A 25,390-nucleotide genomic window follows, 5' to 3' on the forward strand; every position below is an offset into this window, starting at 1 on the left:
CCCATGACGGTCATGAGCGGGCAGGCCATCGCCGAAAAGGTGGCCCCCGGACGCATCCTGCGCTCCGTCGTGGTCGGCTGCGGATCCGCCCTGCCGGCCCGATGCGTCACCAACGACGAGCTCAGCCGCACCGTCGACACCTCCGACGACTGGATCGTGCAGCGCACCGGCATCCGCCAGCGCTACCTGGCGGACGCCACCGAAACCACCTCGGTCCTGGGGGCGCGCGCCGCCCGGGCGGCGCTCGACGAGGCCGGCCTCGCCGCGGACGACATAGACCTCATCATCTGCGCCACCTCGACGCCCGACCACACCTTCCCGTCCACCGCCACCGAGATCCAGGCGGCGCTCGGCCTGCGGGGCGGCTTCGCCTTCGACGTCCAGGCCGTCTGCGCCGGCTTCGTCTACGCCGTAACCACTGCGGACAAGTTCCTGAGCACCGGGAGCGCCAAGCGCGCCCTGGTCATCGGGGCCGAGACCTTCTCGCGGATCCTCGACTGGGAGGATCGCACGACCTGCGTGCTGTTCGGCGACGGCGCCGGCGCCGTCGTGCTGGAGGCCCAGGACGGGGAGGGCTCCAGCGCCGATCGCGGCGTGCTCACGGCGAGCCTGCGCTCGGACGGACGGCACCGCGAAAAACTCTACGTCGATGGTGGCCCGGGCTCCACCGGCACCACCGGCCACCTGCGGATGACCGGCAAGGAGGTCTTCCGCTTCGCCGTCGGCTCCGTGACCGACGTCATCGACGACGCCTTCCGGGCGTCCGGGACCACGGCCGAGGATCTGGACTGGTTCGTCCCGCATCAGGCCAACCGACGGATCATCGAAGCATCGGCCGACAAACTGGGCATCGCCCGCGAGAAGGTGGTCCTCACCGTCGACCGGCACGGCAACACCTCGGCGGCCTCGATCCCGCTGGCCCTCGACGTCGCCCGCAAGGACGGCCGGATCAAGCCCGGGGACCTCGTGATGATCGAAGCGATCGGCGGCGGATTCACCTGGGGCGCGGCCCTCATTCGCTGGTAGGCAGGACCCGTTTCCGAAACGGAGCCTCGCGCGCTGTTGACCCCGGGGTGAACGCCGATTAGCGTGCGCAATCATAGAGATACTAAGAAAACTCGAATCGCCTTGGGGAATATCGCATGACAGGAAAGACGGTCACACGCGCCGATTTGAGCGAGGCCGTCTACCAGCAGGTCGGGCTCTCGCGGACCGAGTCCTCCGCCCTGGTCGAAACGGTTCTGTCCGAGATCTGCACCTGCCTCGCCAGCGGAGAGACGGTGAAGCTGTCCTCGTTCGGATCCTTCGTCGTGCGCAGCAAGGGTCGCCGGGTCGGGCGTAATCCGAAGACCGGGGTCGAGGTAGCGATCGAGCCACGTCAAGTGATGGTGTTCAAGCCCTCGAACGTGCTGAAGGCCCGGATCAACGGCCTGAACGGCGCGGCCGAGCACGACGACGAGTAGGTCTTCCATGTCCCTCGCCGCGCGGATCGAAGAACCGAAAGCCGACCCTCGCGACGGGGAGGAGCCCGTGCGCGAGGCCCCCGAGAAGAGCGCGGGCGCCTTCCGCACCATCAAGGAAGCCGCTGACGAACTCGACGTGCCTCAGCACGTCCTGCGCTTCTGGGAAACGCGCTTCGCGCAGATCCGCCCGGTGAAGCGGGCCGGCGGCCGGCGCTACTACCGGCCCGACGACCTCGACCTCCTGAAAGGCATCAAGCGCCTGCTGCATGGGCAGGGCTACACCATCAAGGGCGCCCAGCGGGTGCTGCGGGAGCGCGGCCTGCGCTTCGTCCAGTCGGTGGGCCGCGGTGAGGCCGTGGCGGCCGCGCCCTCGCTTCAGGATGCCGAGCACGAGGCTCTGCCGGCCGACCTCGCCTCCGGCGACGGCCTCACCGCTGAGCAGCGGACGGTTCTGGTGGACGCCCTCGCAGACCTGAGGGCCTGCCGCACCGCCCTGGCAGGCCTGCGCCTGCCGCCCGAACCCATCGGCGACGCCTGAGGGCAGGGCGGTGACCGAGAGGCGGGCAGTTGCCCACTCGACGGCCGCGCCAGCGATCCCCACATCCGCAGCACCCGGACCGAATCCACCGCGTCCCGCGCGGATCGCCCGGCGTGATCGGAGTTCGTCCCGCATGCTGCTCGCCCGTTCCCTCACCTTCCTGGTCGCCGGCACCCTCCTGGCCGGGCCGGCCCTGGCGCAGACCACGGTCACCCGCAGCGAGACCGCCGCCAGCGGCAAGAGCGTGCGCCTCGCCATCGTGCCGAACCTGAAGAAGGACTGCTCCACCGGCCCGATGCCTGAGATCCGGGTCAGCGGTGCGCCGAAGAACGGCTCGCTCATCACCAAGGTCGGCAAGATCAAGACCCCGGCGAAGTACCGCTGCCCGAGCAAGGAGGCCGCCGTGCAGGCGGTGTTCTACCAGAGCAAGGACGGCTTCACCGGCAGCGACGAGGTGACGGTGGACGTCAAGGATTCCGACGGGAACGTGCAGACTCAGAACATCAAGATCACCGTGAATGCCGCCAAATCCGACGCGGCCAAGCCGGACGCGGCGAAGAAGGAGTCCACCGACTTGTGAGCCTTCCCGGGGCCGCAGCGGAAGACCGTCCGCGGCCCCGGCACCGAACCCGAGTGACAGGCCCGCCCATCGCACTGTGGCACGCATCACACGCCCAAATTTCGTGGTGACCGCGCTGCGACAAAACTGGGCCTGTCAGTTGCATCCAAGGCGAGACAGGATGAAGCTGTCGCTGTCGTGAGGGGATCGGAAAGCCTATGCCGTCGACGAACGACCTGTTCCAGAGCTTCGCCCGTGGCTACGAGGCGCGTCGCGATACGGAGATGAGCCTCTCCGAGTATCTCGAAGCGTGCCGCGACGAGCCGTTGATGTACGCCTCCGCCGCCGAGCGCATCCTCGAGGCGATCGGAAAGCCGGAATTCGTGGATACGGCGAAGGATCCGCGTCTCGGGCGCGTGTTCATGAACCGGACGATCCGGGTCTACCCCGCCTTCGCCGAATTCTACGGAATGGAAGAGACGATCGAGCGCATCGTCTCGTTCTTCCGCCACGCGGCGCAGGGGTTGGAAGAGCGCAAGCAGATCCTCTACCTGCTCGGGCCGGTCGGGGGCGGCAAGTCCTCCCTGGCCGAGCGTCTCAAGGCGCTGATGGAGACCCATCCCATCTACGTGCTGAAGGCCGGCAACGAGGTCTCCCCGGTCTTCGAGAGTCCCCTCGGCCTGTTCGACCCCGAGACGATGGGGGCCGAGATCCAGGAGCGCTACGGCATCCCGAGGCGCCGCCTCACCGGTCTCATGAGCCCCTGGGCCCTGAAGCGCCTCGACGAGTTCAACGGCGACATCTCGAAGTTCAAGGTCATCAAGGTCAGGCCCTCGCGCCTGCGCCAGATCGCGATCGCCAAGACCGAGCCCGGCGACGAGAACAACCAGGACATTTCCAGCCTCGTCGGCAAGGTCGATATCCGGCGCTTGGAGACGCTCTCGCAGGCCGATCCCGACGCCTACTCCTACTCCGGTGGCCTCAACCGGGCGAACCAGGGCGTCCTCGAGTTCGTCGAGATGTTCAAGGCGCCGATCAAGATGCTGCACCCCCTGCTCACCGCGACGCAGGAGGGCAACTATGTCGGCACCGAGAACATCGGTGCGATCCCGTTCACCGGCGTGATCCTGGCCCACTCGAACGAGTCCGAGTGGCAGACCTTCAAGACCAACAAGAACAACGAAGCCTTCATCGACCGCATCTACGTCATCAAGGTGCCCTACTGCCTGCGAGTGACCGAAGAGCAGCGCATCTACGAGAAGCTGGTCTCGGGCTCCGAACTCTCCGCCGCCGCCTGCGCGCCGGGGACCCTGGAGATGCTGGCCCGCTTCTCGGTGCTCTCGCGTCTGCGCGAGCACGCCAATTCGAACGCCTTCTCGAAGATGCGGGTCTACGACGGCGAGTCCCTGCGCGAGGTCGATCCCCGCGCCCGCTCCATGCAGGAATACAAGGACGCCGCCGGTGTCGACGAGGGCATGGACGGCATCTCGACCCGCTTCGCCTTCAAGGTGATGGCGGCGACCTTCAACCACGACACGACCGAAGTCTCGGCCGATCCGGTCCACCTCATGTATGTGCTGGAGCAGGCCCTGCGGCGCGAGCAGCTGCCGCCCGAAACCGAGAAGCGCTACCTGGAGTTCATCAAGACGGAGTTGGCGCCGCGCTACGCGGAGTTCATCGGTCACGAGATCCAGAAGGCCTACCTCGAATCCTACCACGACTACGGCCAGAACCTGTTCGACCGTTACATCGACTACGCCGATGCGTGGATCGAGGACCAGGACTTCAAGGATTCCGAGACCGGGCAGCTTCTCAACCGCGAGCTCCTGAACCAGGAGCTGACCAAGATCGAGAAGCCGGCGGGCATCGCCAATCCGAAGGACTTCCGCAACGAGGTGGTGAAATTCGCCCTGCGCTCGCGGGCGCAGCATGGCGGGCGCAATCCGTCCTGGACGAGCTACGAGAAGCTGCGCGAGGTCATCGAGCGGCGCATGTTCAGCCAGGTGGAGGAGCTGTTGCCGGTGATCTCCTTCGGCTCGAAGAAGGACGGCGAGACGGAGAAGAAGCACGGCGAGTTCGTCGACCGGATGGTGGCTCGCGGCTACACGGAGCGGCAGGTCCGCCGCCTGGTCGAGTGGTACATGCGGGTGAAGCAGGCGGGCTAAGGCATCGACCAAGCCTTGTCCGCACGGTGATGGGGCGGCCGCCATGGGTGGTCGCCCCGCTCCGCCGATCCCACATTGGTCTTGAGGGCGAAGGCACACACATCGGATGCACATCGTCGACCGCCGTCTGAATCCCGGGGGCAAGAGCCTCGCCAACCGCCAACGCTTCCTGCGCCGCGTGAAGGATGTGGCCCAGCGGGCCGTGCGGGAATCCGCGCGGGAAAAGGACATCAAGGACCTGGGCAAGGACGGCCGCGTCTCGGTGCCGGCCGATGGGGTTCGCGAGCCGCGCTTCGCCCGCCAGCCGGGCACCGGCCTGCACGACCACATCCTGCCCGGCAACAAGACCTACGTGGAGGGCGACCGGATCGAGCGCCCGCCGTCGGGCGGCGGGGGCAAGGGCTCGGGGGAGGGCGGCGACGGCTCGGAGAGCAGCGAGGACGCCTTCCGCTTCGTGCTCACCCGCGAGGAGTTCCTCGAACTGTTCCTCGAGGACCTCGAACTGCCCGATCTCGCCAAGCGCCGGCTCTCGGTGGTGGAGACCGAAGGGCTTCGCCGGGCCGGCTACACGATATCGGGCTCGCCGGCGAACCTCGCCCTGACCCGCACCCTGCGCAACTCCATGTCGCGGCGCATCGCCCTCAAGCGCCCGAAGCCCGACGAGATCGCCGCCCTCGAAGCGCGCATCGCCGCAACGCCGTCGAGCGACCCCGACCTGCCGGACCTGCTGCTGGCACTCTCGGGCTTGCGCGAGCGCACCAAGCGCATCCCCTACGTCGACCCCCTCGACCTGCGCTACCGCCGGTTCGAGACCTACCCGCGACCGGTGGCACAGGCGGTGATGTTCTGCCTCATGGATGTCTCGGGCTCGATGACCGAGCACATGAAGGATCTCGCCAAGCGCTTCTACATCCTGCTGCACATCTTCCTGACGCGGCGCTACCGGCACGTGGAAATCGTCTTCATCCGTCACACCGACAAGGCGACGGAGGTGGACGAGGAGACGTTCTTCGGCTCGCGCGAGACCGGCGGCACCCTGGTCTCCTCGGCTCTCGTCGAGATGAAGCGCGTGATCGCCGAGCGCTACGACCCCAACGACTGGAACATCTACGCCGCGCAGGCCTCCGACGGCGACAACGTCTCCAGCGATGGGCCGACCTCGACGGAGTTGCTGCGCGCCCACATCCTGCCGGCCTGCCAGCACTTCGCCTATCTGGAGGTCGGCGACGAGAACGGCCCCCGGGCCGGCTTCGTCGAGCACCGCACCACCCTGTGGCGGACCTACGAGGGCTTGGCCAAGACCGGCGCGCCCATCGCCATGCGCAAGGTCAACCATCGCCGCGACATCTATCCGGTCTTCCGCGAGTTGTTCGGGCGCAAGGACGCCCGGGCGGAAGCCGAGGCCTGAAGCCGGCGCGTCGGGTCACCGGCCGCGCGGGACACGGACCCTTCGAAGTTGGACCTTTCGAGGAAGGCGTAAACCGTATGGTCGGCAGCATCATCCGCCCCACGCCCCAGCCGATCTCCGGCGGTCAGGAGCCGCTCTTCACCGGGAACGATTGGGACTTCGACACGATCCGGCGCATCCACGACGCCTGCGAGGTCGAGGCGCGGGCGCTCGGCCTGTCGTGGTACCCCAATCAGATCGAGATCATCACCGCCGAGCAGATGCTCGACGCCTACGCGTCGATCGGCATGCCGCTGTTCTACAAGCACTGGTCCTTCGGCAAGCACTTCGCCCAGCACGAGGCCGGCTACCGGCGCGGCATGATGGGGCTCGCCTACGAGATCGTCATCAACTCGGACCCGTGCATCTCCTACATCATGGAGGAGAACACGGCGACGATGCAGACGCTGGTCATCGCCCACGCGGCCTTCGGCCATAACCACTTCTTCAAGAACAACTACCTCTTCAAGCAGTGGACCGATGCCGAGGGCATCCTCGACTACCTCGATTTCGCCAAGGGATTCATCTCACGCTGCGAGGAGCGCCACGGCCACGCCGCCGTCGAGGCGGTGCTCGATGCCGCCCACGCCCTGATGAGCCAGGGCGTGCACCGCTATCCACGCAAGAAACGGCCGGATCTGGCCTCCGAGCAGCGCCGTGAGCGCGAGCGGGCCGAGCACGGCGAGCAGATCTACAACGACCTCTGGCGCACGCTGCCGCAGAAAGTGGCCGGCGCCCGCCCCGATCTCGCTGCGGAGCGTCGCAAGGCGCTCCTCGAACTGCCGCAGGAAAACATCCTGTATTTCCTGGAGAAGGCGGCCCCCCGCCTGCGGCCCTGGCAGCGCGAGATCCTGCGCATCGTCCGCCTCGTGGCGCAGTACTTCTACCCGCAGCGCCAGACGAAGGTGATGAACGAGGGCTGCGCCACCTACTGCCACTACCGGATCATGAACGCCCTGTCCGAGAAGGGCCAGATCGGCGAGGCGGCCTATCTCGAGTTCCTGCAATCGCACACCAACGTCGTGCGCCAGCCGAACTACAACGAGCGCGGCTATAACGGCCACAATCCCTACGCCATCGGCTTTGCCATGATGCAGGACATCGCCCGCATCGTGGAGCAGCCCACGGAGGAGGACCGCGCGTGGTTTCCCGAGATCGCCGGCACCGGCGACGCCATGGCGACCCTGCGCGACGTCTGGGCGAACTATCGCGATGAGAGCTTCATCGCGCAGTTCCTGTCGCCCAAGCTCATGCGCGACATGCGCCTGTTCCACGTCGTCGACGACCCCGACGAGTCGGAGCTCTACGTCGAGGCGATCCACGACGAGCGCGGCTATCGCAAGATGCGGCGCTCCTTCGCGCGGCAATACGATGTGGCCTGGCTCGACCCAGACATCGAGGTGGTGGACGTCGATCTCGAAGGGGATCGGCGCCTCATCGTGCATCACCGTGCGCTCAATCGCATCACCCTACAGAAGGACGATACCAAGCGGGTGCTTCAGCACCTCGCCGATCTCTGGGGCTACGATGCGGTTCTCCGGGAGATCGACCCCGCCAACGACGCGGTCCTGGCCGAGCACCACGCCAGCGCGCGGCCGATCTTCTTCTGAGAGGGTGGGCGCGGCATATCGGTCCGCGCCGCGGCGCAACGCCCGTGAGGATTGGCGGCCGTCCCGGACCGCGCTAGCCTGCGACGATGATGAACGACGACCTGCGCGAATCGCGCGCTGCCCTGATCCTGCTCGCCGCAGCGGTCGGCTCCGTCCTGATCTTCGGAGCCATCACGATCCTGATCCAGCTCTGAGGCGCCGGGGGTCGCGTCTCAGTGGGTCCAGGGCGCGGTGCGGTTGAACTTGAAATTGTCCGAGTAGGACAGGCCTTTGCGCAGAATCGGCTTCTGCGGCTCCTCGACCCGGTAGGACAGCCCGGCGCGCGTCGCGTAGGCCACGGCCTCCTCGCGGGTCTCGAACTCGAGATGGACCTGCTGCAACATGTCGGACGAGCCGGTCCAGCCCATCAGCGGATCCGTCTCGCGCGGCGCGGTCTGGTCGAATTCCAACACCCACGCCTTGGCACGCGCCGTACCGGACTGCGTCGGATCCTTCGCGGGCTGGTAGATGCGGGCGCTCGACATCGGGTCGTCCAACTCCAGGGAGCCTCGGCGGAAATGATGGTCGGGGCGATAGGATTCGAACCTACGACCCTCTGGTCCCAAACCAGATGCGCTACCAGACTGCGCTACACCCCGACACGCTTGCGCGTAGAGGGGACGTACGGTTTCGGCAGCGAAATGGCAACCGGCGCGAGGCGAGGATCGGGACAGGAAATGCCGCGGGACGCCACCATGGCGGTCGCAGGGACGGGAATCGTCCCCCACCGCGCTTGTCGGTCATGCGCCGTTGCCCTCTGCGGCTCCCAGCCGACCGGATTCCCGGCGCCAAACACGCACCGCCTCGCCACATACCGCCGCGCGACTCGCCGGCTCCCGCGTCGCTGGACAGCGCCGATCGCGCCCCGCCAGATCGGGCTTCCAAACCGAATCAACGGAGCCGGGCATGAGCGATCCAAGATACCGCGCCCTGGAGGCGCGCCTCGACGCTCTGGAAGGCGAGGTCAAACGTGCGCGGAACGACATCCAGTGGGCGATCGCCCTGATGTTCGTCGTACCGGTCGGATTGCTGATCATCCTGCGCGTCTGGTCCTGACAAGAATCGTTCGCAGAGCGGCCGACCTAGACATCGCGAACACGTCTCGAATGCGAAGCTGATTGTTAACGCGGCACTCATGATGACGGCAACCAAGGCAATCACCGCGGTCGAACCATGCTATTGAAGCTCGAACGAGGGTCGTTCAATGTTCTTGATTTTATTGGCCGCCCTGGGCGGAGGCATGATCTCGACGGCGCTGCTGCTGCCGTACGGCGTCCTGACCGCGGTCATGGGTGCGCCCCTCACCGCGAGCCTCTGCGCCGCCGCGGCGGGCGCCGTGATCATGCTGCGGCGGGGCAACGATTGGGGTGCGGACGCGGCCTTCGACGAAGCCACGGACGATCAGACGGACGCCATGGTCAAGATGCTGCGCGACATCGCCGCCAAGGGGCGTGAGATCGATGCCGATGCGAAGCGCCCGGCGCGCGATTCCAAGGCGGCCTGAGGCAGGCGCGCCGCGCGCGCAACCCTCGCTCTGGGAAGGCTCCGAGAAAATCTGCGACATCCTTCGGCGGAACGGTCGCGCTGACCCCGTGTTCCCACCGCCGAAGCACGCGTGTTTCCGGGAGGGCCAGAATGGCGGCCACGACGTCTGGGCGCCAGGACCGACGCGGCCTCGATCTCTGCTCGTTGGGATCGTGAAACGAGCGGGCTCAGAGCCTGCATCGCGCCACGATCCGGATTGGGCAACACGGGCTTGCGTGCTCATGCGTCAGGCAGGGTGGGCGTACGCCCCACGTGGCCAAGCGCAGTTCCAAGTCCAAGTCCGGGTGCCCGCTGCGCTGGGGGCGACGATCTAGACCCGCACGTCGACGATGCGGCGTTGACGACCGATCACGTCCCCCTCGGCATCCCGTGCCCGATCGACCTCGACGGAGACGGTCCGCGGCTCGGTCTCATGGCGTCGCGCCGCGTCGTTTCGGGCGCCATGCACGATCTCGGTGGCGCGGATGATGCCGACCTGCGTCAGGGGAACGGTGATCGTCATGGGCGTCGATCCTCCGAAAACGTACGAGGGGATCCGCGCCTCAGGCGAGGATGTCGAGGACCCGGCGCTCGGAATCGAGCGTGGATTTCAGGATGGCGGTGTTCATCCCGATATTGGTCTTTTCCTGCATGAGCTGGACGGCGGTGGTCGAGAGATCGACCTGGGTCGCGCTCGGCAGGCTGGTGCCGATGGTCGCGATCCCCTCAGCCGCCGTGGCGTAGCGCTGCGTCGCCGCCAGAAGCCCACCGCTGCTTGCCGATATTGCGCTGACCATCCCGTCGCTCCCTTGCTCCCGACGAGGCAACCACGGTCCCCTGAATTCCCCGTTGTGAAACTGTGCCGCATTTGAACGACCGCCCGCGGCCGTCATCCGTCCAGCTTGACCCCCGTTCCTCCGAGTCCCACCTCGGGCCCGACGCGACCGGACCGAGCCCCGGCGCGCAGCACGGAGACCGCGATGATCGATCTGCACTATTGGCCGACCCCGAACGGCCACAAGGTCACGATGTTCCTCGAAGAGGCGGGGCTCGACTACACCCTGACGCCGGTGAACATCGGCAAGGGCGACCAGTTCAAGCCAAACTTCCTGGCGATCGCCCCGAACAACCGCATGCCGGCGATCGTCGATCACGCGCCGGCCGGTGGAGGTGCCCCGGTCTCGCTGTTCGAGTCCGGCGCGATCCTGCTCTACCTCGCCGAGAAGACCGGGCGCTTCATCGCCCGGGACGTGGCCGGCCGCGCCGAGGTGCTGCAATGGCTGTTCTGGCAGATGGGTGGCCTCGGGCCCATGCTCGGCCAGAACCACCACTTCACCCAGTACGCGCCCGAGAAGGTGCCCTACGCCATCGACCGCTACGTCAAGGAGACCAACCGGCTCTACGGCGTCCTCGACCGGCGTCTCGCCGACCGGCCCTTCGTCGCCGGCGCCGACTACACGATCGCCGACATGGCCAGCTATCCCTGGATCGTGCCCTACGAGAAGCAGGGTCAGCGCCTGGAAGACTTCCCGAATCTCCAGCGCTGGTTCCATGCGATCGCCGAGCGCCCGGCGACGAAGGCCGCCTATGCGCGCGCACCGGAGATCAACCCGGATTTCGGGAAGACCCTGAGTGAAGAGGCCAAGAAAGTCATGTTCGGTCAGACCGCCGCGACGCGCGCCTGACCCGGCCCGGGCGGCGCCACGGCGAGCCCGGTTCCGCTCTTCCGGCTGGGCCGGTCGGATCGGTTGGATCGGTTGAATCAGTCCTGCCGTGCCTTCAGCGGCGCAGGGTGTCGAGGGGCACCGGGGCGGCATGCGGGCGGGTCGCCAGCATGCCGTCGATCAGCGCCAGCACCTCGGCCCGGCCGCAATTGGCGGCCGGCTCGAAGGGTGTCCAGGTCTGAGTGAAGTCGAGCTGGGCGAAGACGTCGCGGTATCGCCGCAGCTCGTTCGTGGTCAGCGGCACGCCGCGCACGAAGGCCTTGTGGGCCGAGATGGTCAGCGCGCGCCGGAAATCCTGCGGGTCGAGCTCGAACTTCAGGGCGTCACCGCAGAACAGGATCTTCCGTTCCCGATCGAACAGGACCGCGTGGCCGTCGAAGTGGCCGGCCGTACGGTGGAGTTCGAGGCCGGGGAGGGGCTCGAGGAAATCGTCGTAGGGCCAGGACACCTGCAGCGCCGCGCTCCAGATGAAGTCGGCGGCCGGCAGGCAGAGCTCCGGGTCGAAGCGGTCCTGAAGCTGCACGAGGGCGCCGTAGGCATGGGGGTGCGAAGAGGACAGCACCTGCATGCCTCCGAGGCTCGCGATGTGCTGGAGGGCCGCCTCGCTGAAGACCGGGCAGGCCTCGAAGCCCATATTCCCGGCCGGTGTCTGGACCAGGTAGGCACTGGGCCCGATGCCCGAGACGGGATCGTTCCAGAACCGCCACACGCCGGGCTCCAACTCCTCCCAATGGCAGGGAAACCGCTCCTGCGCCTCCCGCTCGGTCCAGAACTGCCATCCCTTCTGCGGCACCACGTGGCGGGCGTCGAGGCACATCGGGCAGGCCGGCGGCCGCTCGAAATGGCGCTGCCAGAACCCACAATTGTCACAGGTGTAGGCGGGCAGGTCGAGGGCGCCGGCGAAGGGCAGGTATCCGGGAGACACGAAACGTTGCTCTCGTTGGCGGCATCGGCCGCGGGTAGCCTCGGGCTGAGGCGTGCGCATATAGGCGCGAAGCGGATACCGGCCATACGGCACCGCAGCTGAACGCCACCGGAGGATCATGCCCGTCCCGAGCCTCGCCTTCGACCTGACCCGCCTCATCACCCGCCTGCGGCATCCGAGCCCGAGCGGCATCGACCGGGTCGACCTCGCCTATGCCCGACATGTCCTGGCCCAGGCAGGAGACCGCTTCGGCCTGGTCTCGACGGCGTTCGGCCCACGCATACTGGCGCGGGCGGAGGCGCTCGGCATCGTCGAGGCCGTGGCGGCCGGCTGGGTCGAGGACCGCGACGCGACGCAGGACCCGGTCTACCGTCGGCTGGCGGCGGCCCTGGGATCGACCGGCGACGGTGGTCCGCCGGCCGCCGCGCCCGGGCGCGGCGGCGCCGGGGACCGGCGGCGGATCCAGGTTCGGACGGCGGCCACGACCCTGCGCGCCCGCGGCCCCGAGATCCTGCCCCAGGGGACCGTCTACCTGCACACCTCGCACCTGCGCCTCGACAAGCCGGGCCGATTCGACTGGCTCTACGACCGCCGCGACATCCGGCCCGTCTTCTTCGTCCACGACCTCATCCCGATCGACTATCCGGAATACGGCCGGCCCGGCGAGGCGGAGCGGCACCGGGTCCGGATGGAGACCATCGCCCGCCACGCCGCACACGTGCTGGTCAATTCCCGCGACGTCGGCGAGCGCTTCGCCGGCTACTGCGTCGCGCTGGGGCGGCCGACGCCGCCCGTCACGGTGGCGCTCCTCGGGGTCGAGCCGGTGTTCCGGCGGGCGGGGGAGGGGCCGTCCTTCACGCCCGCGCGCCCGACCTTCGTCGCTTGCGGCACCATCGAGCCGCGCAAGAACCACCTGGCGCTGCTGCATCTCTGGCGCGACCTCGCCGAGCGGCACGGGCCCGACACCCCCCGACTCGTCCTGGTCGGCCGGCGCGGCTGGGAAGCGGAGAACATCATCGACATGCTCGAGCGCTGTCCCGCCATCCGCGCGCACGTCACCGAAGTCAGCGGCCTGTCGAGCCACGGCCTCGCGGCGCTGCTGCGCTCGGCCACCGCCCTGCTGATGCCCTCCTTCGCGGAGGGATACGGCCTGCCGGTGGTCGAGGCCGCGGCCTCGGGCCTGCCGGTCGTGGCCTCGGACCTCGCGGTCCACAGGGAGATCGGCGCGGAATTCGCCGCGTTCCTCGATCCCCTCGACGGCCCAGGCTGGCGCCGGGCGGTGCAGGATCTCTCGGCGCCGGGCTCCGCCCTGCGCGAGGCCCTCGCGCGCCGGACAACGGACACAGACCTGCCGAGCTGGACCGCGCATTTCGAGACCGTCGAGGACGCCCTGGCGCGCACCATTTGCCGTCCTGACGACTGACGCCTAAGAACATCCGTCATTGTCCGACCGTGCACGGGACGGTCCGAGAGAGGATAGACGGATGAAGGTTGTCGACCTGGACCGGGATGCGATCAAGGCCGGCCTCGCCGACCAGTCCATGCTGGTGATCGATGTGCGCGAGCCGCACGAATTCGAGCAAGGGCACATCCCCGGCGCGGTCACCCATCCGCTCTCGAGCTTCGACCCCGGGGCGCTCGCAACGCTGCTCGCCGAGGACGGCCGGAAACCGGTCTTCTCGTGCATGTCGGGGGTGCGCTCGGTCCACGCGCTGGCGGCCGCCCAGAACGCCGGGTTGGCGATCGAGGCGCATTACCGGGGTGGATTCAAGGATTGGGCCGGCTCCGGCGAACCCGTCGAGGTATAAGGCATGCGCAGAGCATGTGTGGCAGCGCACGACATAGGTCGCGGCGGACCTCTAGCTGGCGCATCGTAGGGAACAACCATATGCGCATGCGCTCGATCTTCAGTCTTCTTCCGGTCGTCGGACTGGTCGCTTCGGCGCTCGTCGCGCCGGTCCTCGTCTCCTCCGCCCAGGCCCAGGCCCCGGGCGGACCGCCGCCGAAGGTCACAACCGCCAAGCCGGTGGTCCGCGAGATCGTCGAGACCGACACCTATACCGGCCGCTTCGACCCCGTCGACATCGTCGACGTCCGGGCCCGCGTCACCGGATACCTGGAGAAGGTCAACTTCACGGACGGTGCCACGGTGAAGAAGGGCGACCTGCTCTTCGTCATCGACCGTCGGCCCTACAAGGCAGCCCTCGACCAGGCGCAGGCGGCCCTGGTCTCGGCGAAGGCCCGGCTCAACTTCTCGCAGACCGACCTCGACCGCGCTCAGACGCTGAGCAAGTCCGGCAACATCTCAGAGCAGGTCACCGACCAGCGTCGTCAGGCCTCGCAGACCGCGCAGGCCGATGTCGACAGCGCCGACGCGCAGCTGCGCCAGGCGCAGCTGAACTACGACTTCACCGAGGTGAAGGCCCCGATCTCGGGTCGCATCAGCCGGCGCCTGGTCACCGAGGGCAACATCGTCATCACCGACCAGACCCTGCTCACCACGATCGTGTCCCTGGATCCGATCTATTTCGGCTTCACCGTCGATGAGCGCTCGTTCCTGAAGTACCAGGGCAGCCTCGGCATCGGCATGGGCGAGACCCAGAAGGGCAAGGGCGTCCCGATCCTGATCGCGCTCACCGGCGAGGCCAAGCCGACCCGCAAGGGTACCCTCGACTTCGTGGACAACCGCGTCGACAACGCCACCGGCACGGTGCTGCTGCGCGCCACCGTCGAGAACCCCGACGGGTTCATCAAGCCCGGCCTGTTCGGAGTCGTCTCGCTGCCCGCGACCAAGCCTTATCAGGGCATTCTGCTGCCCGACGAGGCGGTCTCGGCCAACCAGGACAAGCGCATCGTCTACATCGTCGCCGACGACGGCACGGTGTCCCTGCGCGAGGTCAAGCTCGGTCCGAAGGTCGATGGCTACCGGGTCATCCGCGAAGGCCTGAAGGGCGACGAGAGCGTCGTGGTCAACGGCGTCACCCGTGTCCGTCCGGGCGCCAAGGTGGCGGCCGAAGCCTCCACCCTGCCGCCCAGCAAGACCTGACGCCCCGCGAGACCTGACGGGCGGGCCCCGAGGCGGGCGCCGCTCCCGAGACGATCATCCCCGACCGGCCACGGCCGGGGAGCGGACACCAGACCGCGGACGAAGAAACGGTGCCGCCTCGGACCCGCGCAAGCGGGCCGCATGCGGCGAGAGGTTCAAGCGATGCGTTTTGCCCACTTCTTCGTCGATCGGCCGATCTTCGCGTCGGTCACGTCGATCGTCTTCCTGATCCTCGGCTACGTCGCCTACCTGTCGCTGCCGGTGGCCCAGTACCCCGAGATCGTGCCGCCGACCGTGACCGTGCGCGCGAGCTTCCCGGGCGCCAACGCCGAGACGGTGGCGGCCACGATCGCCACACCGATCGAGCAGGAGGTCAACGGCGTCGACAACATGCTCTACATGACATCGTTGTCGACCAACGACGGCAACATGCTGCTGACGGTGACCTTCAAGGTCGGCACCAACCTCGATATCGCGAACGTTCTGGTCCAGAACCGTCTCTCGGTCGCCCAGCCGCGCCTGCCGCCGGACGTGCGCAACCTCGGCGTCACCGTCCGCAAGGCCTCGCCGGACCTGATGCTGGTGGTGCACCTGCTGTCGCCGAAGAAGACCTACGACCAGAACTATCTCGCCAACTACATCTACCTGAACATCCGCGACGAGCTCCTGCGCCTCGACGGCGTCGGCGACATCACCATCTTCGGCGGCAACGAGTACGCCGAGCGCGTCTGGCTCGATCCGAACAAGCTCGCGGCCTATGGCCTGACCACCTCCGACGTCATCACGGCCCTGTCCGAGCAGAACGTGCAGGTGGCGGCAGGCGCCCTGAACTCGCCACCGGCCGCCACGGGCCAGGCCTTCCAGCTCATCGTCCAGTCGCAGGGTCGCTTCCAGAGCCCCGAGGAATTCGCCGACGTCATCGTCAAGGCCGCGGACGGCCGCCTCGTGCGGGTGAAGGACATCGCCCGCGTCGAGATGGGCCAGAAGGACTACACCACCAACTCGTTCCTCAACGACACGCCCGCCATCGGCATCGGCGCCTTCCAGCGCCCCGGCACCAACGCCCTCGACGCCGCCGCGTCGGTGCGCAAGGTGATGGACAACCTCAAGAAGAACTTCCCGCCGGATATCGAGTACCGCATCGCCTACAACCCGACGGAGTTCATCGAGGAGTCGATCCACGAGGTCTACAAGACGCTCTTCGAAGCCGTCGGCCTCGTCGTCATCGTGGTGCTGGTCTTCCTCCAGAGCTGGCGCACCGCGCTCATCCCGGTGATCGCGATCCCGGTCTCGCTGGTCGGCACCTTCGCGGCCATGTCGGCCTTCGGGTTCTCGCTGAACAACCTCACCCTGTTCGGGCTCGTGCTCGCCATCGGCATCGTGGTCGACGACGCCATCGTGGTCGTGGAGAACGTCGAGCGCAACATGGCCGAGGGCCTGTCGCCGGGCGACGCCGCGCACAAGACCATGGACGAGGTCGGCGGCGCCGTCGTCGCCATCGCCCTGGTGCTCTCGGCGGTGTTCATCCCCACCGCCTTTATCCCGGGCATCACCGGCCAGTTCTACAAGCAGTTCGCGCTGACCATCGCGGCCTCGACCATCATCTCGATGTTCAACTCGCTGACGCTCTCGCCGGCGCTCTGCAAGCTGCTCCTGAGACCCCACCACGAGCATGCCAAGCCGAAGTTCTTCCTCTTCCGCTTCGTCGCCTGGCTGGCGGATATGTTCAACAAGGGCTTCGACTGGCTCTCGAACACCTATGGGCGGATCATCTACGGCCTGACGAACTACGCGATCGGGCTGATCGCGATGATGATCGTCTACGCGGCCGTCATCGCCGCCACCCTTCACCTGGTCCAGACGACGCCCACCGGCTTCATCCCGGACCAGGACCAGGGCTACCTCATCGGCGTGGTGCAGCTGCCCTCGGGCGCCTCCCTCGACCGCACGACCGAGGTGGTGAACCGGGCGGCGGCCGCGGCCCGCAAGATCGAAGGCGTCACCAACACCGTCATCATCGCGGGCTTCGACGGTGCGACCTTCACCAACACCACCAATTCGGGCGTGATGTTCATCACGCTGGCGGGCGCCAAGGAGCGTGCCGGCCAGGGGCGGAGCGCGGCGGTGATTACCAACGAGGTGATCAAGGCCACGGCCGACATCCAGGAGGCCCGCGTCATCGTCATCCCGCCGCCGCCGGTGCGCGGTCTCGGCCAGGGCGGTGGCTTCAAGATGCAGATCGAGAGCCGGCAGAGCTCGTCCATCGGCCCGCTCCTCGGCGCGGTCGGCGAGGTCCTCGGCAAGGCCAACCAGAGCAACGACGTGCAGCGGGTGTTCACCACCTTCGGCAACGACACGCCGCAGCTCTACCTCGACATCGACCGCACGGTGGCGCGCATGCTCAACGTGCCGCTCGGCAACGTGTTCTCGACGGTGCAGACGGCCCTCGGCGGCGCCTACGTCAACGACTTCAACACCCTGGGCCGCATCTATCAGGTCCGCGTGCAGGGCGACGCCCCGTTCCGCGTCTCGAAGCAGGACATCGAGCAGCTGAAGGTCCGCTCCTCCACGGGCGCCCTGGTGCCGATGGGCACGCTGGCCACGATCCGCGAGATCACCGGCCCGCAGATCGTCCAGCGCTTTAACCTATACTACTCGGTGCCGGTCCAGGGCACGGCCAAGCCCGGCATCTCCACCGGCCAGGCCCTCGACGCCATGGAGGCCATCGCCAAGGACAACCTGCCGGACGGCTACGCCTACGACTGGACCGAGATCGCCTACCAGCAGAAGGCAGCGGGCAACACGGCGATCTACGTGTTCGCGCTGGGCGTGCTCCTCGTCTTCCTCGTGCTCGCCGCGCAGTACGAATCCTGGGCATTGCCACTGGCGATCCTGCTCGTGGTGCCCACCGGCGTGCTCGCGGCCCTGTTCGGGGTGCAGTTGCGAGGCCAGGACAACAACATCCTGACCCAGATCGGCCTGATCGTGCTGATCGGCCTGGCAGCCAAGAACGCCATCCTGATCGTGGAGTTCGCGCACCAGCTGGAGGAGACCGAGCGGAAGGGCCCCGTGGCCGCCGCCGTCGAGGCCTGCCGCCTGCGCCTACGCCCGATCCTGATGACGGCCTTCGCCTTCATCCTCGGCACGGTGCCGCTGGTGATCGCCACCGGGCCCGGCGCCGAGATGCGTCAGGCACTCGGCACCGCGGTGTGCTTCGGCATGATCGGTGCCACGGTGTTCGGCCTCTTCCTGACCCCGGTCTTCTACGTGGTGATCCGGAACTTCCTGATCTGGCTCGCCAAGAAGCGCGGCAAGGACCCGCACAACACCACGCCGGACAAGCACGACCCGCACGCGGCGCCCTCCCACGCCTGAGACTGACCCGAGCCCGGATGCGGACCCCGTATCCGGGCTTCATGTTTGGGGTTGCGCCCCGCAAACCGGAAAGCTAAAGACCCCTCACCCCGCGAGGGGCGTCGGAGCGTAGCGCAGCCCGGTTAGCGCACTAGTCTGGGGGACTAGGGGTCGGAGGTTCGAATCCTCTCGCTCCGACCATTCGAACTCATTGCCCCCCACAATGAGACCGCCCCCTACAATCAGATATCTGCCATCCTGACCGATGATGACGGGCCGGGCATGCGCCCGGATGCCGGCCTCTGCCCGGTGATCGCCTGACGCGCCCGCGCCTCGGCACACCCCACGAACACGAAATCGTCAGTCGCCCTGCGCCCCACGAGGGTAGGGTCGTCGTCACCCGTGGCGTTGCGTCCTCGGCGGATTGACTCGTGCTCAAGCTTGGCCCCCTCACTCCCCCCGGTGCCGGGCGCCCGCAGGCGTGACCGCCCACCTGTGGCAGGCCCGCCAGCGAGAGGGACATCGAGACGATCGTCGACGCGGGCGCGCGACTCCAATCTGAAATTTGCCACGAATGGCGTCACACAAACAGGACGCGACTTGGCTAAGACAGTCGCGGCCGGAGCCCTCGACCTGTCCGATCTTCGGACGGGACGGACTTTGATTTGGCGAGACCCGTATTCCTGAACACAGCCTACCGCAATCCTCAGCATCCGGATCGCCCGATCAGGTCGTCCGGGCCACCTGCACGCCTCCACCCTGACTACCAGCGGCCAACTCGAAAGCACTTCTGCGGCACATGACCGGGACAAAGCGCACGATCGCGACCATTCTCGCGCCCCTCGGATTGCTGATCTGCATGGTGGTCGCCGTTAGTCTCTGGCCCGCACCGGTCATCAGCGTCGTTACGGGGCTGAGCGCGGCGATTCGTGAGCGCCTCGGGACGAGCGAGGCCGAGACCGCCGCGGGCGGCGATCCCCGCGCGGGCGGGCCGGCCCGGCTCTTCCGGCCGAGCCCGGCCCAGCGCGCAGCCCTGAACATCGTTCCGATCACCGCGGTCAGCTTCCGGCCGGAAGGGACGGCCGAGGGCCGCATCGCCCTTAACGAGGACGACAACGTGCCGGTGACCTCGCCCTATGCCGGCCGGGTGACCAAGGTGCTGGTCCGTGCCGGCGACGAGGTGAAGGCCGGCGACGTGCTCCTCACCCTCGAGGCCACGGACATGGTCCAGGCCCAGAACGACTACCAGACCGCCCTCAACACCCTCGCCAAGGCGACCGCGCTGCTGAAGCTCGACCAGACCATCGCGACGCGCCAGCAGGAGCTGTTCCAGGCCAAGGCCGTGGCGCTCAAGGACTACCAGTCGGCCCAGAACGACGTCATCGGGGCGCAGAGCGACCTGAAGACCGCCGAGGCGGGCCTGGAGGCGGTCAAGAACCGCCTGCGCCTTCTCGGAAAGACCGACGCGGAAATCGCGGCCTTCGAGAAGAAGGGCACCCTCAGCCCCGAGACCCAGATCCGGGCACCCATCGCCGGCACCATCGTCCAGCGCAAGGTCGGCCTGGGTCAGTACCTCTCCACCGCCAGCGACCCGGTCTTCGTCATCGGCGACCTCTCCACGGTCTGGCTGGTCGCCAACGTGCGCGAGAGCGAGATCCCGCGCATTCGGATCGGCCAGGAGGTCGAGGCGACGGTGGCGGGCTTCGGGGATCGCATCTTCAAGGCGCGGGTCGACTACCTGTCCGCGAGCCTCGACCCGGCGACGCGGCGCCTGGCGGTGCGCAGCGAGGTGGAGAACCCGGACCAGGTCCTGAAGCCCGAGATGTTCGCCACCTTCACGATCTTCACCGGGCCGGGGCAGACGGCGCCCGCCGTGCCCGCCGCCGCCATCGTGTACGAGGGCGCGCGGGCGCATGTCTGGATCGCGCGGCCCGATGGGGCCATCGAGGCCCGCGACGTCACCCTGGGCCTGGCCGCCCGTGGGATGGTGCAGGTCACCGCCGGGATCGCGGCGGGGGAAGCGATCGTCACGCGCGGCGCGGTGTTCATGGATCGGGCGACGAGCGGTGACAAGGCGTCCTGACCCGTCGGGCCTGGGGCCCCTTTCTCGTCCTCGGGCCTCGGCCGGAAGCACTCTGCCATGAACAGCCTGATCGTCTTCGCCCTGCGCCAGCGCGTGCTGGTCTGCCTGCTGTTCCTGGTGATGCTGGCGCTCGGCTATGCCAGCTACACCCAGCTCAACATCGAGGCCTATCCCGATCCGGTGCCGCCGCTGGTCGACGTCATCACGCAGAATCCCGGGCAATCGGCCGACGAAATCGAGCGCTACATCACGATTCCCCTGGAGGTGCAGCTCGCCGGCATCCCCAACGCGACCGTGGTGCGCACCATCTCGCTGTTCGGCCTCTCCGACGTGAAGGTGCAGTTCAGCTACGCCTTCACCTACCAGGAGGCCCTGCAGCGGGTGCTCAACCGCCTGTCGCAGCTGCCGCCCCTGCCCAACGGCGCCCAGCCGCAGATCTCGCCCACCAGCCCGGTCGGCGAGATCATGCGCTACAAGGTGACGGGGCCGCCGGGCTACTCCTCCACCGACCTGAAGACCCTGCAGGACTGGGTGCTGCAGCGCCGGTTCAAGGCGATTCCCGGTGTGGTCGACGTGACCGCCTTCGGCGGCCGGACCAAGGAATACGAGATCGCCGTCGACCTGAACCGCCTCCAGGCCCAGGGCATGACCCTGGTCCAGCTCGTCACCGCGCTCAACAATTCGAGCATCAACGTCGGCGGCCAGACCCTGAACGTGGGCGAGCAATCGGCGGTGGTGCGCGGCATCGGCCTCATCCGCGACATGGACGACATCCGCGACACGATGCTGACCCAGGTCAACGGCGTGCCGGTGCTGGTGCGCGATATCGCCGAGGTGCGCGTCTCGCACGCGCCCCGCCTCGGCATCGTCGGCCATGACGGCGACAACGACATCGTCGAGGGCATCGTGCTGATGAGCCGCGACGGCGAGAGCCTGCCGACCCTGCGCCTCGTCAATGCCGAGATCGACAAGATCAACACCAGCGGCATCCTGCCCCCGGACGTGCGGGTGGAGCGCATCTACGACCGCAGCGGGCTCATCCACACCACCACCCACACGGTGATGCACAACCTCGTCTTCGGCGTGACGCTGGTCTTCGTGGTGCAGTGGCTGTTCCTGGGGAGCCTGCGCAGCGCGATCATCGTGGCGGCGACGATCCCCTTCGCGCTGGGCTTCGCCATCCTGATCCTGGTCCTGCGCGGCGACTCGGCGAACCTCCTCTCCCTCGGCGCCATCGATTTCGGCCTCATCGTCGACGCCACCGTGATCATGGTCGAGAACGTGTTCCGGCACCTCGCCGAACCGGAACACGGCGCGGGACAGGCGCCACCGGGGGGCCTCGCCGGCCGCCTCGGCACGATCGCCATCGCGGGTGCGGAGGTGAACCGGGCGATCTTCTTCTCGGCCACGATCATCATCGTGGGCTTCCTGCCGCTCTTCACCCTGACGGGCGTCGAGGGACACATCTTCGGCCCGATGGCCAAGACCTACGCCTACGCGCTGCTCGGCGGCCTCATCGCCACCTTCACGGTCTCGCCCGCCCTCTCGGCCCTGATCCTGCCCAAGCACGTGGAGGAGCGCGACACCCTGGTGGTGCGGCTCCTGCGCTTCGGCCACGTGCTGATCCTGCGCTTCGGCCTGCGCAACAAGGTGCTGTCGCTCCTCGTGGTCGCCGCGGTGCTCGGGGTCTCGGGCATCGCCGCCCGCACCCTCGGCCTCGAATTCCTGCCCAAGCTGGAGGAGGGAAACCTCTACATTCGCGGCACCATGCCGGCCTCGATCTCCCTGGAGGCCGGCAACGCCTACGTGGAGCGCCTGCGCAAGATCATCGCCGAGGTGCCAGAGGTGGTCACGGTGCTCTCGCACCAGGGCCGCCCGGACGACGGGACCGATGCCACCGGCTTCTTCAACGTGGAGATCCTGGCGCCGCTCAAGCCCTTCGACACCTGGCGCAAGGGCCTCGACAAGGAGGGGCTGGTCCGCGACCTCTCGGCCAAGCTCGACGAGGCCTTCCCGGGCATCGAGTTCAACTTCTCCCAGTACATCGAGGACAACGTCCAGGAGGCCGCCTCCGGCGTGAAGGGCGAGAACTCGGTCAAGATCTACGGGAACGACCTCAACGACCTGACCAAAACCGCGGAAGCGATCAAGGCCACCCTGGCGAAGGTGCCGGGCATCGCCGACCTCGCGGTCTTCGCCTCCCTCGGCCAGCCCACGGTGCGGATCGACATCGACCGGCGCAAGGCCGCCCGCTACGGCCTGTCGCCGGGCGACGTGAACACCACCGTCCAGGCGGCGATCGGCGGCCAGACGGCGGGCGACCTCTACGAGTACGGCTCGGACCGGCACTTCCCCATGCGGGTGCGCCTCGCGCCACAGTACCGCCGCAGCCTGGAGACCATCCGCAACATCACCGTCGGGGCGGCCAACCCCGCCGGCGGCGTGATCCAGGTGCCGCTCTCGGAGATCGCCACCGTGGAACTGGTCTCCGGCGCGGCCTTCATCTACCGCGAGAACCAGGAGCGCTACATCCCGGTCAAGTTCTCGGTGCGCGGGCGCGACCTCGGCGGCGCGGTGCTCGAGGCACAGGGCCGCATCGCCGAGGAGGTGACCCTGCCGCCCGGGTTCCACCTCGAATGGGTGGGGCAATTCACCAACCTGCAGGATGCCGTGCAGCGCCTGACCATCGTGGTCCCGGTGACGATCGCGCTGATCGCCCTGCTGCTCTACGTCAATTTCAGCTCCGTCACCGACATGGTGCTGACGCTGAGCGTGATCCCGATGGCGATGATCGGCGGCATCTTCGCGCTGTTCCTGACGATCACGCCGTTCTCGATCTCGGCGGCGATCGGGTTCATCGCCCTGTTCGGCATCTCGACCATGGAGGGCGTGATCCTGCTCTCCTACTACAATCAGCTCATCGACGAGGGCTGGGCCCGGACCGAGGCGGTGTGGCACGCCGCCAACGTGCGGATGCGCCCGGTGATGATGACCTGCGTCGCCGCCTGCGTCGGCCTGTTGCCGGCCGCGATCTCCACCGGCATCGGCTCGCAGGTGCAGAAGCCCCTCGCCCTGGTGGTGGTGGGCGGCATCCTGCTCGCGCCGAACCTGATCCTCGTGGTGGTCCCGATCCTGATCGCCCTGTTCTCCCGGCGGGTCCCGGCCGCGATCCCGTCGCAAGCGGCCGCCCGGGCGGCGGCCCAGGCGGAGCACGCATGATGGACCGGTCACAGCTCCGCGCGCACGCCGCCGGCCGCGTTGACTTCGATCCCGGCCCGGCGCCTCTACGGCCCGGGACGGCGACAGGATTCCTTGGCACCATGGCGGCATCCTCCCCGATCGCGGCGCCAGCCGGCCGGAGCCAAGCGCGCGCCCTCCGCGCGAGCCTGCTCGCCCTGGCGGTCACCGGCCTCGGCGGCTGCGTCGTCGGCCCGGACTACGTGCCGCCGACCGATCCGCCGGCCATCCGCTACACCCGCGAGCCCCTGCGCAATCCGACCGCCACCGACACCATCCGCACCGCCCATGGCGGCTCGGCCGACCAGACCTTCGTCTCCGGGGCCGACGTGCCGGGTCAGTGGTGGACCCTGTTCCGCTCCCCGGCCCTCGACCGCCTGGTGGCGGAGGCGCTCGCCAACAACCCGAACCTCGACGCTGCGCAGGCCTCCCTGCGGATCGCGCAGGAGAACGTCGAGGCGCAGAGGGGCACGCTGTTCCCGGTGGTGAGCGCCAACGGCCTCGGCTCGCGCCAGAAGGCGCCCGGCGGTGCCCTGCAGGGGCCGCTCAACGACACCCGGCAGCTGTTCTACAGCCTCTACACGCCGCAGGTGACGGTCTCGTTCACGCCCGACGTGTTCGGCGGCAACCGGCGCCAGATCGAGTCCCTCGAGGCCCAGGCCGAGAACCAGCGCTTCCAGCTCGAGGCGACCTACCTGACGCTGACGACGAACGTCGTCCTGGCGGCGATCCAGGAGGCGTCGCTGCGCGCCCAGATCGACGCCACCCGCAAGGTGATCCAGGCCCAGACCGAGGTCCTCAACCTCTACAACAAGCAGCTCGCCCTCGGGCAGATCGCCGGGGCCGACGTGGTGGTGCAGCAGGCCGCCCTCTCGGTCTCGATGCAGCTGCTGCCGCCCCTGGAGAAGCAGCTCGCCCAGCAGCGCAACCTGCTGACCGCCCTGGTCGGGCGCCTGCCGAGCGAGGAGATCGCGCCCACCTTCACCCTGGCCTCCCTGCGCCTGCCCACCAACCTGCCGGTGAGCCTGCCCTCGCGCCTTGTGCAGCAGCGCCCGGACGTGAAGGCGGCGGAGGCCAGCGTCCAGCAGGCCAGCGCGGCGGTGGGGGTCGCGGTGGCCAATCGCCTGCCGCAGTTCAACATCACCGCCAATGGCGGTGCCAGCGCGGTGCGGATCGCGCAGCTCGCGACCTCGGCCGCCTCGTTCTACGGCATCGTCGGCACCGTGGCGCAGCCGATCTTCGACGCCGGGACCCTGTTCCGGCGCCAGCGCGCCGCGGAGGAGACGCTCAACGAGGCCCAGGCGCAGTACCGGGCCGTGGTGATCGGCGCCTTCCAGAACGTCGCCGACACCCTGCGGGCGCTCCAGTCCGACGCCAGGGCGGTGGCGGCGGCCTCGGCCGCCGAGCGGGCCACGAACGAGAGTCTCGGCCTCATCCGCAAGCAATACGCGGCCGGGGCCCTGAACAGCACGCAGGTGCTGATCGCGCAGCAATCGTACCTCTCGGCCCTGGTGACCTCGGCTGGCGCGCGCGCCAACCAGTATGCCGACACCGCCGCCCTGTTCCAGGCCCTCGGCGGCGGCTGGTGGAACCGCGCCGATGTGAAGCCGGCACCGCCGAGCAGCGATCCGGCGAAGTTCCTCTAGGGACGGGGTCGGCGTGCCCCGGCGTCCAGG

General features: G+C 68.1%; 21 protein-coding genes and 2 tRNA genes. 18 read left to right on the top strand and 5 right to left on the bottom strand.

Annotation, left to right across the window (positions count from 1 at the left end; translation table 11 throughout):
- Positions 1-12: 12 nt before the first annotated feature.
- From ASF58_RS08780 to ASF58_RS08810, 7 genes are all read left to right on the top strand, one after another.
- Positions 13-1,026 carry a beta-ketoacyl-ACP synthase III gene (locus ASF58_RS08780; protein ID WP_055950661.1) on the top strand — a complete coding sequence of 338 codons (1,014 nt, stop codon included), beginning with the start codon at positions 13-15 and terminating at the stop codon, positions 1,024-1,026.
- A 116-nt stretch (positions 1,027-1,142) separates the two neighbouring features.
- Positions 1,143-1,463: an integration host factor subunit alpha gene (locus tag ASF58_RS08785; protein WP_055950496.1), complete on the top strand. Its 321-nt coding sequence runs from the start codon at positions 1,143-1,145 to the stop codon at positions 1,461-1,463.
- A 7-nt stretch (positions 1,464-1,470) separates the two neighbouring features.
- Entirely contained in the window at positions 1,471-2,001 is a 531-nt protein-coding gene (locus ASF58_RS08790) for a MerR family transcriptional regulator (protein ID WP_082512940.1), read from the top strand.
- 133 nt (positions 2,002-2,134) lie between these two features.
- Positions 2,135-2,581 (top strand): hypothetical protein, encoded by a 447-nt coding sequence (locus tag ASF58_RS08795; RefSeq protein WP_055950499.1) that lies wholly within the window; start codon positions 2,135-2,137, stop codon positions 2,579-2,581.
- 197 nt (positions 2,582-2,778) lie between these two features.
- A complete protein-coding gene (locus ASF58_RS08800; protein WP_055950502.1) occupies positions 2,779-4,725 on the top strand; it encodes a PrkA family serine protein kinase in 1,947 nt (648 codons plus the stop codon).
- Between the two features lie 106 nt (positions 4,726-4,831).
- On the top strand, positions 4,832-6,133 hold the full coding sequence (locus ASF58_RS08805) for a YeaH/YhbH family protein (RefSeq protein ID WP_055950505.1): 1,302 nt from the start codon (positions 4,832-4,834) through the stop codon (positions 6,131-6,133).
- A 77-nt stretch (positions 6,134-6,210) separates the two neighbouring features.
- Positions 6,211-7,782, top strand: a complete 1,572-nt coding sequence (locus ASF58_RS08810; protein WP_055950508.1) for a SpoVR family protein — start codon at positions 6,211-6,213, stop codon at positions 7,780-7,782.
- 212 nt (positions 7,783-7,994) lie between these two features.
- On the opposite strand, the gene ASF58_RS08815 is transcribed toward ASF58_RS08810, so the two are convergent.
- Together ASF58_RS08815 and ASF58_RS08820 are read right to left on the bottom strand one after the other, a co-directional pair.
- The gene (locus tag ASF58_RS08815) at positions 7,995-8,306 is read right to left on the bottom strand and encodes an ETC complex I subunit (RefSeq protein ID WP_055950667.1); all 312 of its coding nucleotides are present in this window, start codon (positions 8,304-8,306) and stop codon (positions 7,995-7,997) included.
- A gap of 37 nt (positions 8,307-8,343) precedes the next feature.
- A tRNA-Pro gene (locus ASF58_RS08820) sits at positions 8,344-8,420 on the bottom strand.
- A 307-nt stretch (positions 8,421-8,727) separates the two neighbouring features.
- Between ASF58_RS08820 and ASF58_RS25705 the strand changes: the two genes are divergently transcribed.
- Both ASF58_RS25705 and ASF58_RS08825 read left to right on the top strand, forming a co-directional pair.
- Positions 8,728-8,877: a hypothetical protein gene (locus ASF58_RS25705; RefSeq protein ID WP_156375601.1), complete on the top strand. Its 150-nt coding sequence runs from the start codon at positions 8,728-8,730 to the stop codon at positions 8,875-8,877.
- Positions 8,878-9,025: 148 nt separating this feature from the next.
- Positions 9,026-9,325, top strand: a complete 300-nt coding sequence (locus ASF58_RS08825; RefSeq protein ID WP_156375602.1) for a hypothetical protein — start codon at positions 9,026-9,028, stop codon at positions 9,323-9,325.
- 351 nt (positions 9,326-9,676) lie between these two features.
- Here ASF58_RS08825 and ASF58_RS08830 read toward each other — a convergent pair whose 3' ends face one another.
- Both ASF58_RS08830 and ASF58_RS08835 read right to left on the bottom strand, forming a co-directional pair.
- On the bottom strand, positions 9,677-9,868 hold the full coding sequence (locus tag ASF58_RS08830; protein ID WP_055950513.1) for a hypothetical protein: 192 nt from the start codon (positions 9,866-9,868) through the stop codon (positions 9,677-9,679).
- A gap of 40 nt (positions 9,869-9,908) precedes the next feature.
- Positions 9,909-10,142 carry a hypothetical protein gene (locus ASF58_RS08835; protein ID WP_055950516.1) on the bottom strand — a complete coding sequence of 78 codons (234 nt, stop codon included), beginning with the start codon at positions 10,140-10,142 and terminating at the stop codon, positions 9,909-9,911.
- Positions 10,143-10,325: 183 nt separating this feature from the next.
- Here ASF58_RS08835 and ASF58_RS08840 point away from each other — a divergent pair, with 183 nt between their 5' ends.
- A complete protein-coding gene (locus ASF58_RS08840; protein ID WP_055950519.1) occupies positions 10,326-11,030 on the top strand; it encodes a glutathione binding-like protein in 705 nt (234 codons plus the stop codon).
- 94 nt (positions 11,031-11,124) lie between these two features.
- On the opposite strand, the gene ASF58_RS08845 is transcribed toward ASF58_RS08840, so the two are convergent.
- Complete coding sequence (locus tag ASF58_RS08845) at positions 11,125-11,994, bottom strand: MBL fold metallo-hydrolase (protein WP_055950520.1); 870 nt, start codon at positions 11,992-11,994, stop codon at positions 11,125-11,127.
- A 118-nt stretch (positions 11,995-12,112) separates the two neighbouring features.
- On the opposite strand from ASF58_RS08845, the gene ASF58_RS08850 reads away from it, so the two are divergent.
- From ASF58_RS08850 to ASF58_RS08885, 8 genes are all read left to right on the top strand, one after another.
- The gene (locus ASF58_RS08850) at positions 12,113-13,417 is read left to right on the top strand and encodes a glycosyltransferase family 1 protein (RefSeq protein ID WP_055950523.1); all 1,305 of its coding nucleotides are present in this window, start codon (positions 12,113-12,115) and stop codon (positions 13,415-13,417) included.
- Between the two features lie 61 nt (positions 13,418-13,478).
- Entirely contained in the window at positions 13,479-13,802 is a 324-nt protein-coding gene (locus tag ASF58_RS08855; RefSeq protein ID WP_055950524.1) for a rhodanese-like domain-containing protein, read from the top strand.
- A gap of 86 nt (positions 13,803-13,888) precedes the next feature.
- Positions 13,889-15,040, top strand: a complete 1,152-nt coding sequence (locus tag ASF58_RS08860) for an efflux RND transporter periplasmic adaptor subunit (protein WP_156375603.1) — start codon at positions 13,889-13,891, stop codon at positions 15,038-15,040.
- A 162-nt stretch (positions 15,041-15,202) separates the two neighbouring features.
- Positions 15,203-18,415, top strand: coding sequence for a multidrug efflux RND transporter permease subunit (locus tag ASF58_RS08865; RefSeq protein WP_055950531.1), 3,213 nt, complete (start codon positions 15,203-15,205; stop codon positions 18,413-18,415).
- 102 nt (positions 18,416-18,517) lie between these two features.
- Positions 18,518-18,595, top strand: a tRNA-Pro gene (locus ASF58_RS08870).
- Between the two features lie 598 nt (positions 18,596-19,193).
- A complete protein-coding gene (locus tag ASF58_RS08875; protein WP_082512941.1) occupies positions 19,194-20,477 on the top strand; it encodes an efflux RND transporter periplasmic adaptor subunit in 1,284 nt (427 codons plus the stop codon).
- 57 nt (positions 20,478-20,534) lie between these two features.
- Positions 20,535-23,696, top strand: a complete 3,162-nt coding sequence (locus tag ASF58_RS08880; RefSeq protein WP_055950533.1) for a CusA/CzcA family heavy metal efflux RND transporter — start codon at positions 20,535-20,537, stop codon at positions 23,694-23,696.
- 101 nt (positions 23,697-23,797) lie between these two features.
- Positions 23,798-25,360, top strand: coding sequence for an efflux transporter outer membrane subunit (locus ASF58_RS08885; RefSeq protein ID WP_055950536.1), 1,563 nt, complete (start codon positions 23,798-23,800; stop codon positions 25,358-25,360).
- Positions 25,361-25,390: the final 30 nt, after the last annotated feature.

The sequence above is a fragment of the Methylobacterium sp. Leaf125 genome, assembly GCF_001423085.1.
In the GTDB taxonomy this organism is placed as follows: Bacteria; Pseudomonadota; Alphaproteobacteria; order Rhizobiales; family Beijerinckiaceae; genus Methylobacterium.

Excerpts from the sequence above, each read along its gene's own strand:
- ASF58_RS08865 (WP_055950531.1), top strand. The coding sequence starts at position 15,203 with ATGCGTTTTGCCCACTTCTTCGTCGATCGGCCGATCTTCGCGTCGGTC.
- ASF58_RS08855 (WP_055950524.1), top strand. The coding sequence starts at position 13,479 with ATGAAGGTTGTCGACCTGGACCGGGATGCGATCAAGGCCGGCCTCGCC.
- ASF58_RS08850 (WP_055950523.1), top strand. The coding sequence starts at position 12,113 with ATGCCCGTCCCGAGCCTCGCCTTCGACCTGACCCGCCTCATCACCCGC.
- ASF58_RS08825 (WP_156375602.1), top strand. The coding sequence starts at position 9,026 with ATGTTCTTGATTTTATTGGCCGCCCTGGGCGGAGGCATGATCTCGACG.
- ASF58_RS08815 (WP_055950667.1), bottom strand. The coding sequence starts at position 8,306 with ATGTCGAGCGCCCGCATCTACCAGCCCGCGAAGGATCCGACGCAGTCC.
- ASF58_RS08800 (WP_055950502.1), top strand. The coding sequence starts at position 2,779 with ATGCCGTCGACGAACGACCTGTTCCAGAGCTTCGCCCGTGGCTACGAG.
- ASF58_RS25705 (WP_156375601.1), top strand. The coding sequence starts at position 8,728 with ATGAGCGATCCAAGATACCGCGCCCTGGAGGCGCGCCTCGACGCTCTG.
- ASF58_RS08780 (WP_055950661.1), top strand. The coding sequence starts at position 13 with ATGAGCGGGCAGGCCATCGCCGAAAAGGTGGCCCCCGGACGCATCCTG.
- ASF58_RS08805 (WP_055950505.1), top strand. The coding sequence starts at position 4,832 with ATGCACATCGTCGACCGCCGTCTGAATCCCGGGGGCAAGAGCCTCGCC.
- ASF58_RS08795 (WP_055950499.1), top strand. The coding sequence starts at position 2,135 with ATGCTGCTCGCCCGTTCCCTCACCTTCCTGGTCGCCGGCACCCTCCTG.
- ASF58_RS08880 (WP_055950533.1), top strand. The coding sequence starts at position 20,535 with ATGAACAGCCTGATCGTCTTCGCCCTGCGCCAGCGCGTGCTGGTCTGC.
- ASF58_RS08790 (WP_082512940.1), top strand. The coding sequence starts at position 1,471 with ATGTCCCTCGCCGCGCGGATCGAAGAACCGAAAGCCGACCCTCGCGAC.
- ASF58_RS08875 (WP_082512941.1), top strand. The coding sequence starts at position 19,194 with ATGACCGGGACAAAGCGCACGATCGCGACCATTCTCGCGCCCCTCGGA.
- ASF58_RS08860 (WP_156375603.1), top strand. The coding sequence starts at position 13,889 with ATGCGCTCGATCTTCAGTCTTCTTCCGGTCGTCGGACTGGTCGCTTCG.
- ASF58_RS08840 (WP_055950519.1), top strand. The coding sequence starts at position 10,326 with ATGATCGATCTGCACTATTGGCCGACCCCGAACGGCCACAAGGTCACG.
- ASF58_RS08810 (WP_055950508.1), top strand. The coding sequence starts at position 6,211 with ATGGTCGGCAGCATCATCCGCCCCACGCCCCAGCCGATCTCCGGCGGT.
- ASF58_RS08785 (WP_055950496.1), top strand. The coding sequence starts at position 1,143 with ATGACAGGAAAGACGGTCACACGCGCCGATTTGAGCGAGGCCGTCTAC.
- ASF58_RS08835 (WP_055950516.1), bottom strand. The coding sequence starts at position 10,142 with ATGGTCAGCGCAATATCGGCAAGCAGCGGTGGGCTTCTGGCGGCGACG.
- ASF58_RS08885 (WP_055950536.1), top strand. The coding sequence starts at position 23,798 with ATGGCGGCATCCTCCCCGATCGCGGCGCCAGCCGGCCGGAGCCAAGCG.
- ASF58_RS08830 (WP_055950513.1), bottom strand. The coding sequence starts at position 9,868 with ATGACGATCACCGTTCCCCTGACGCAGGTCGGCATCATCCGCGCCACC.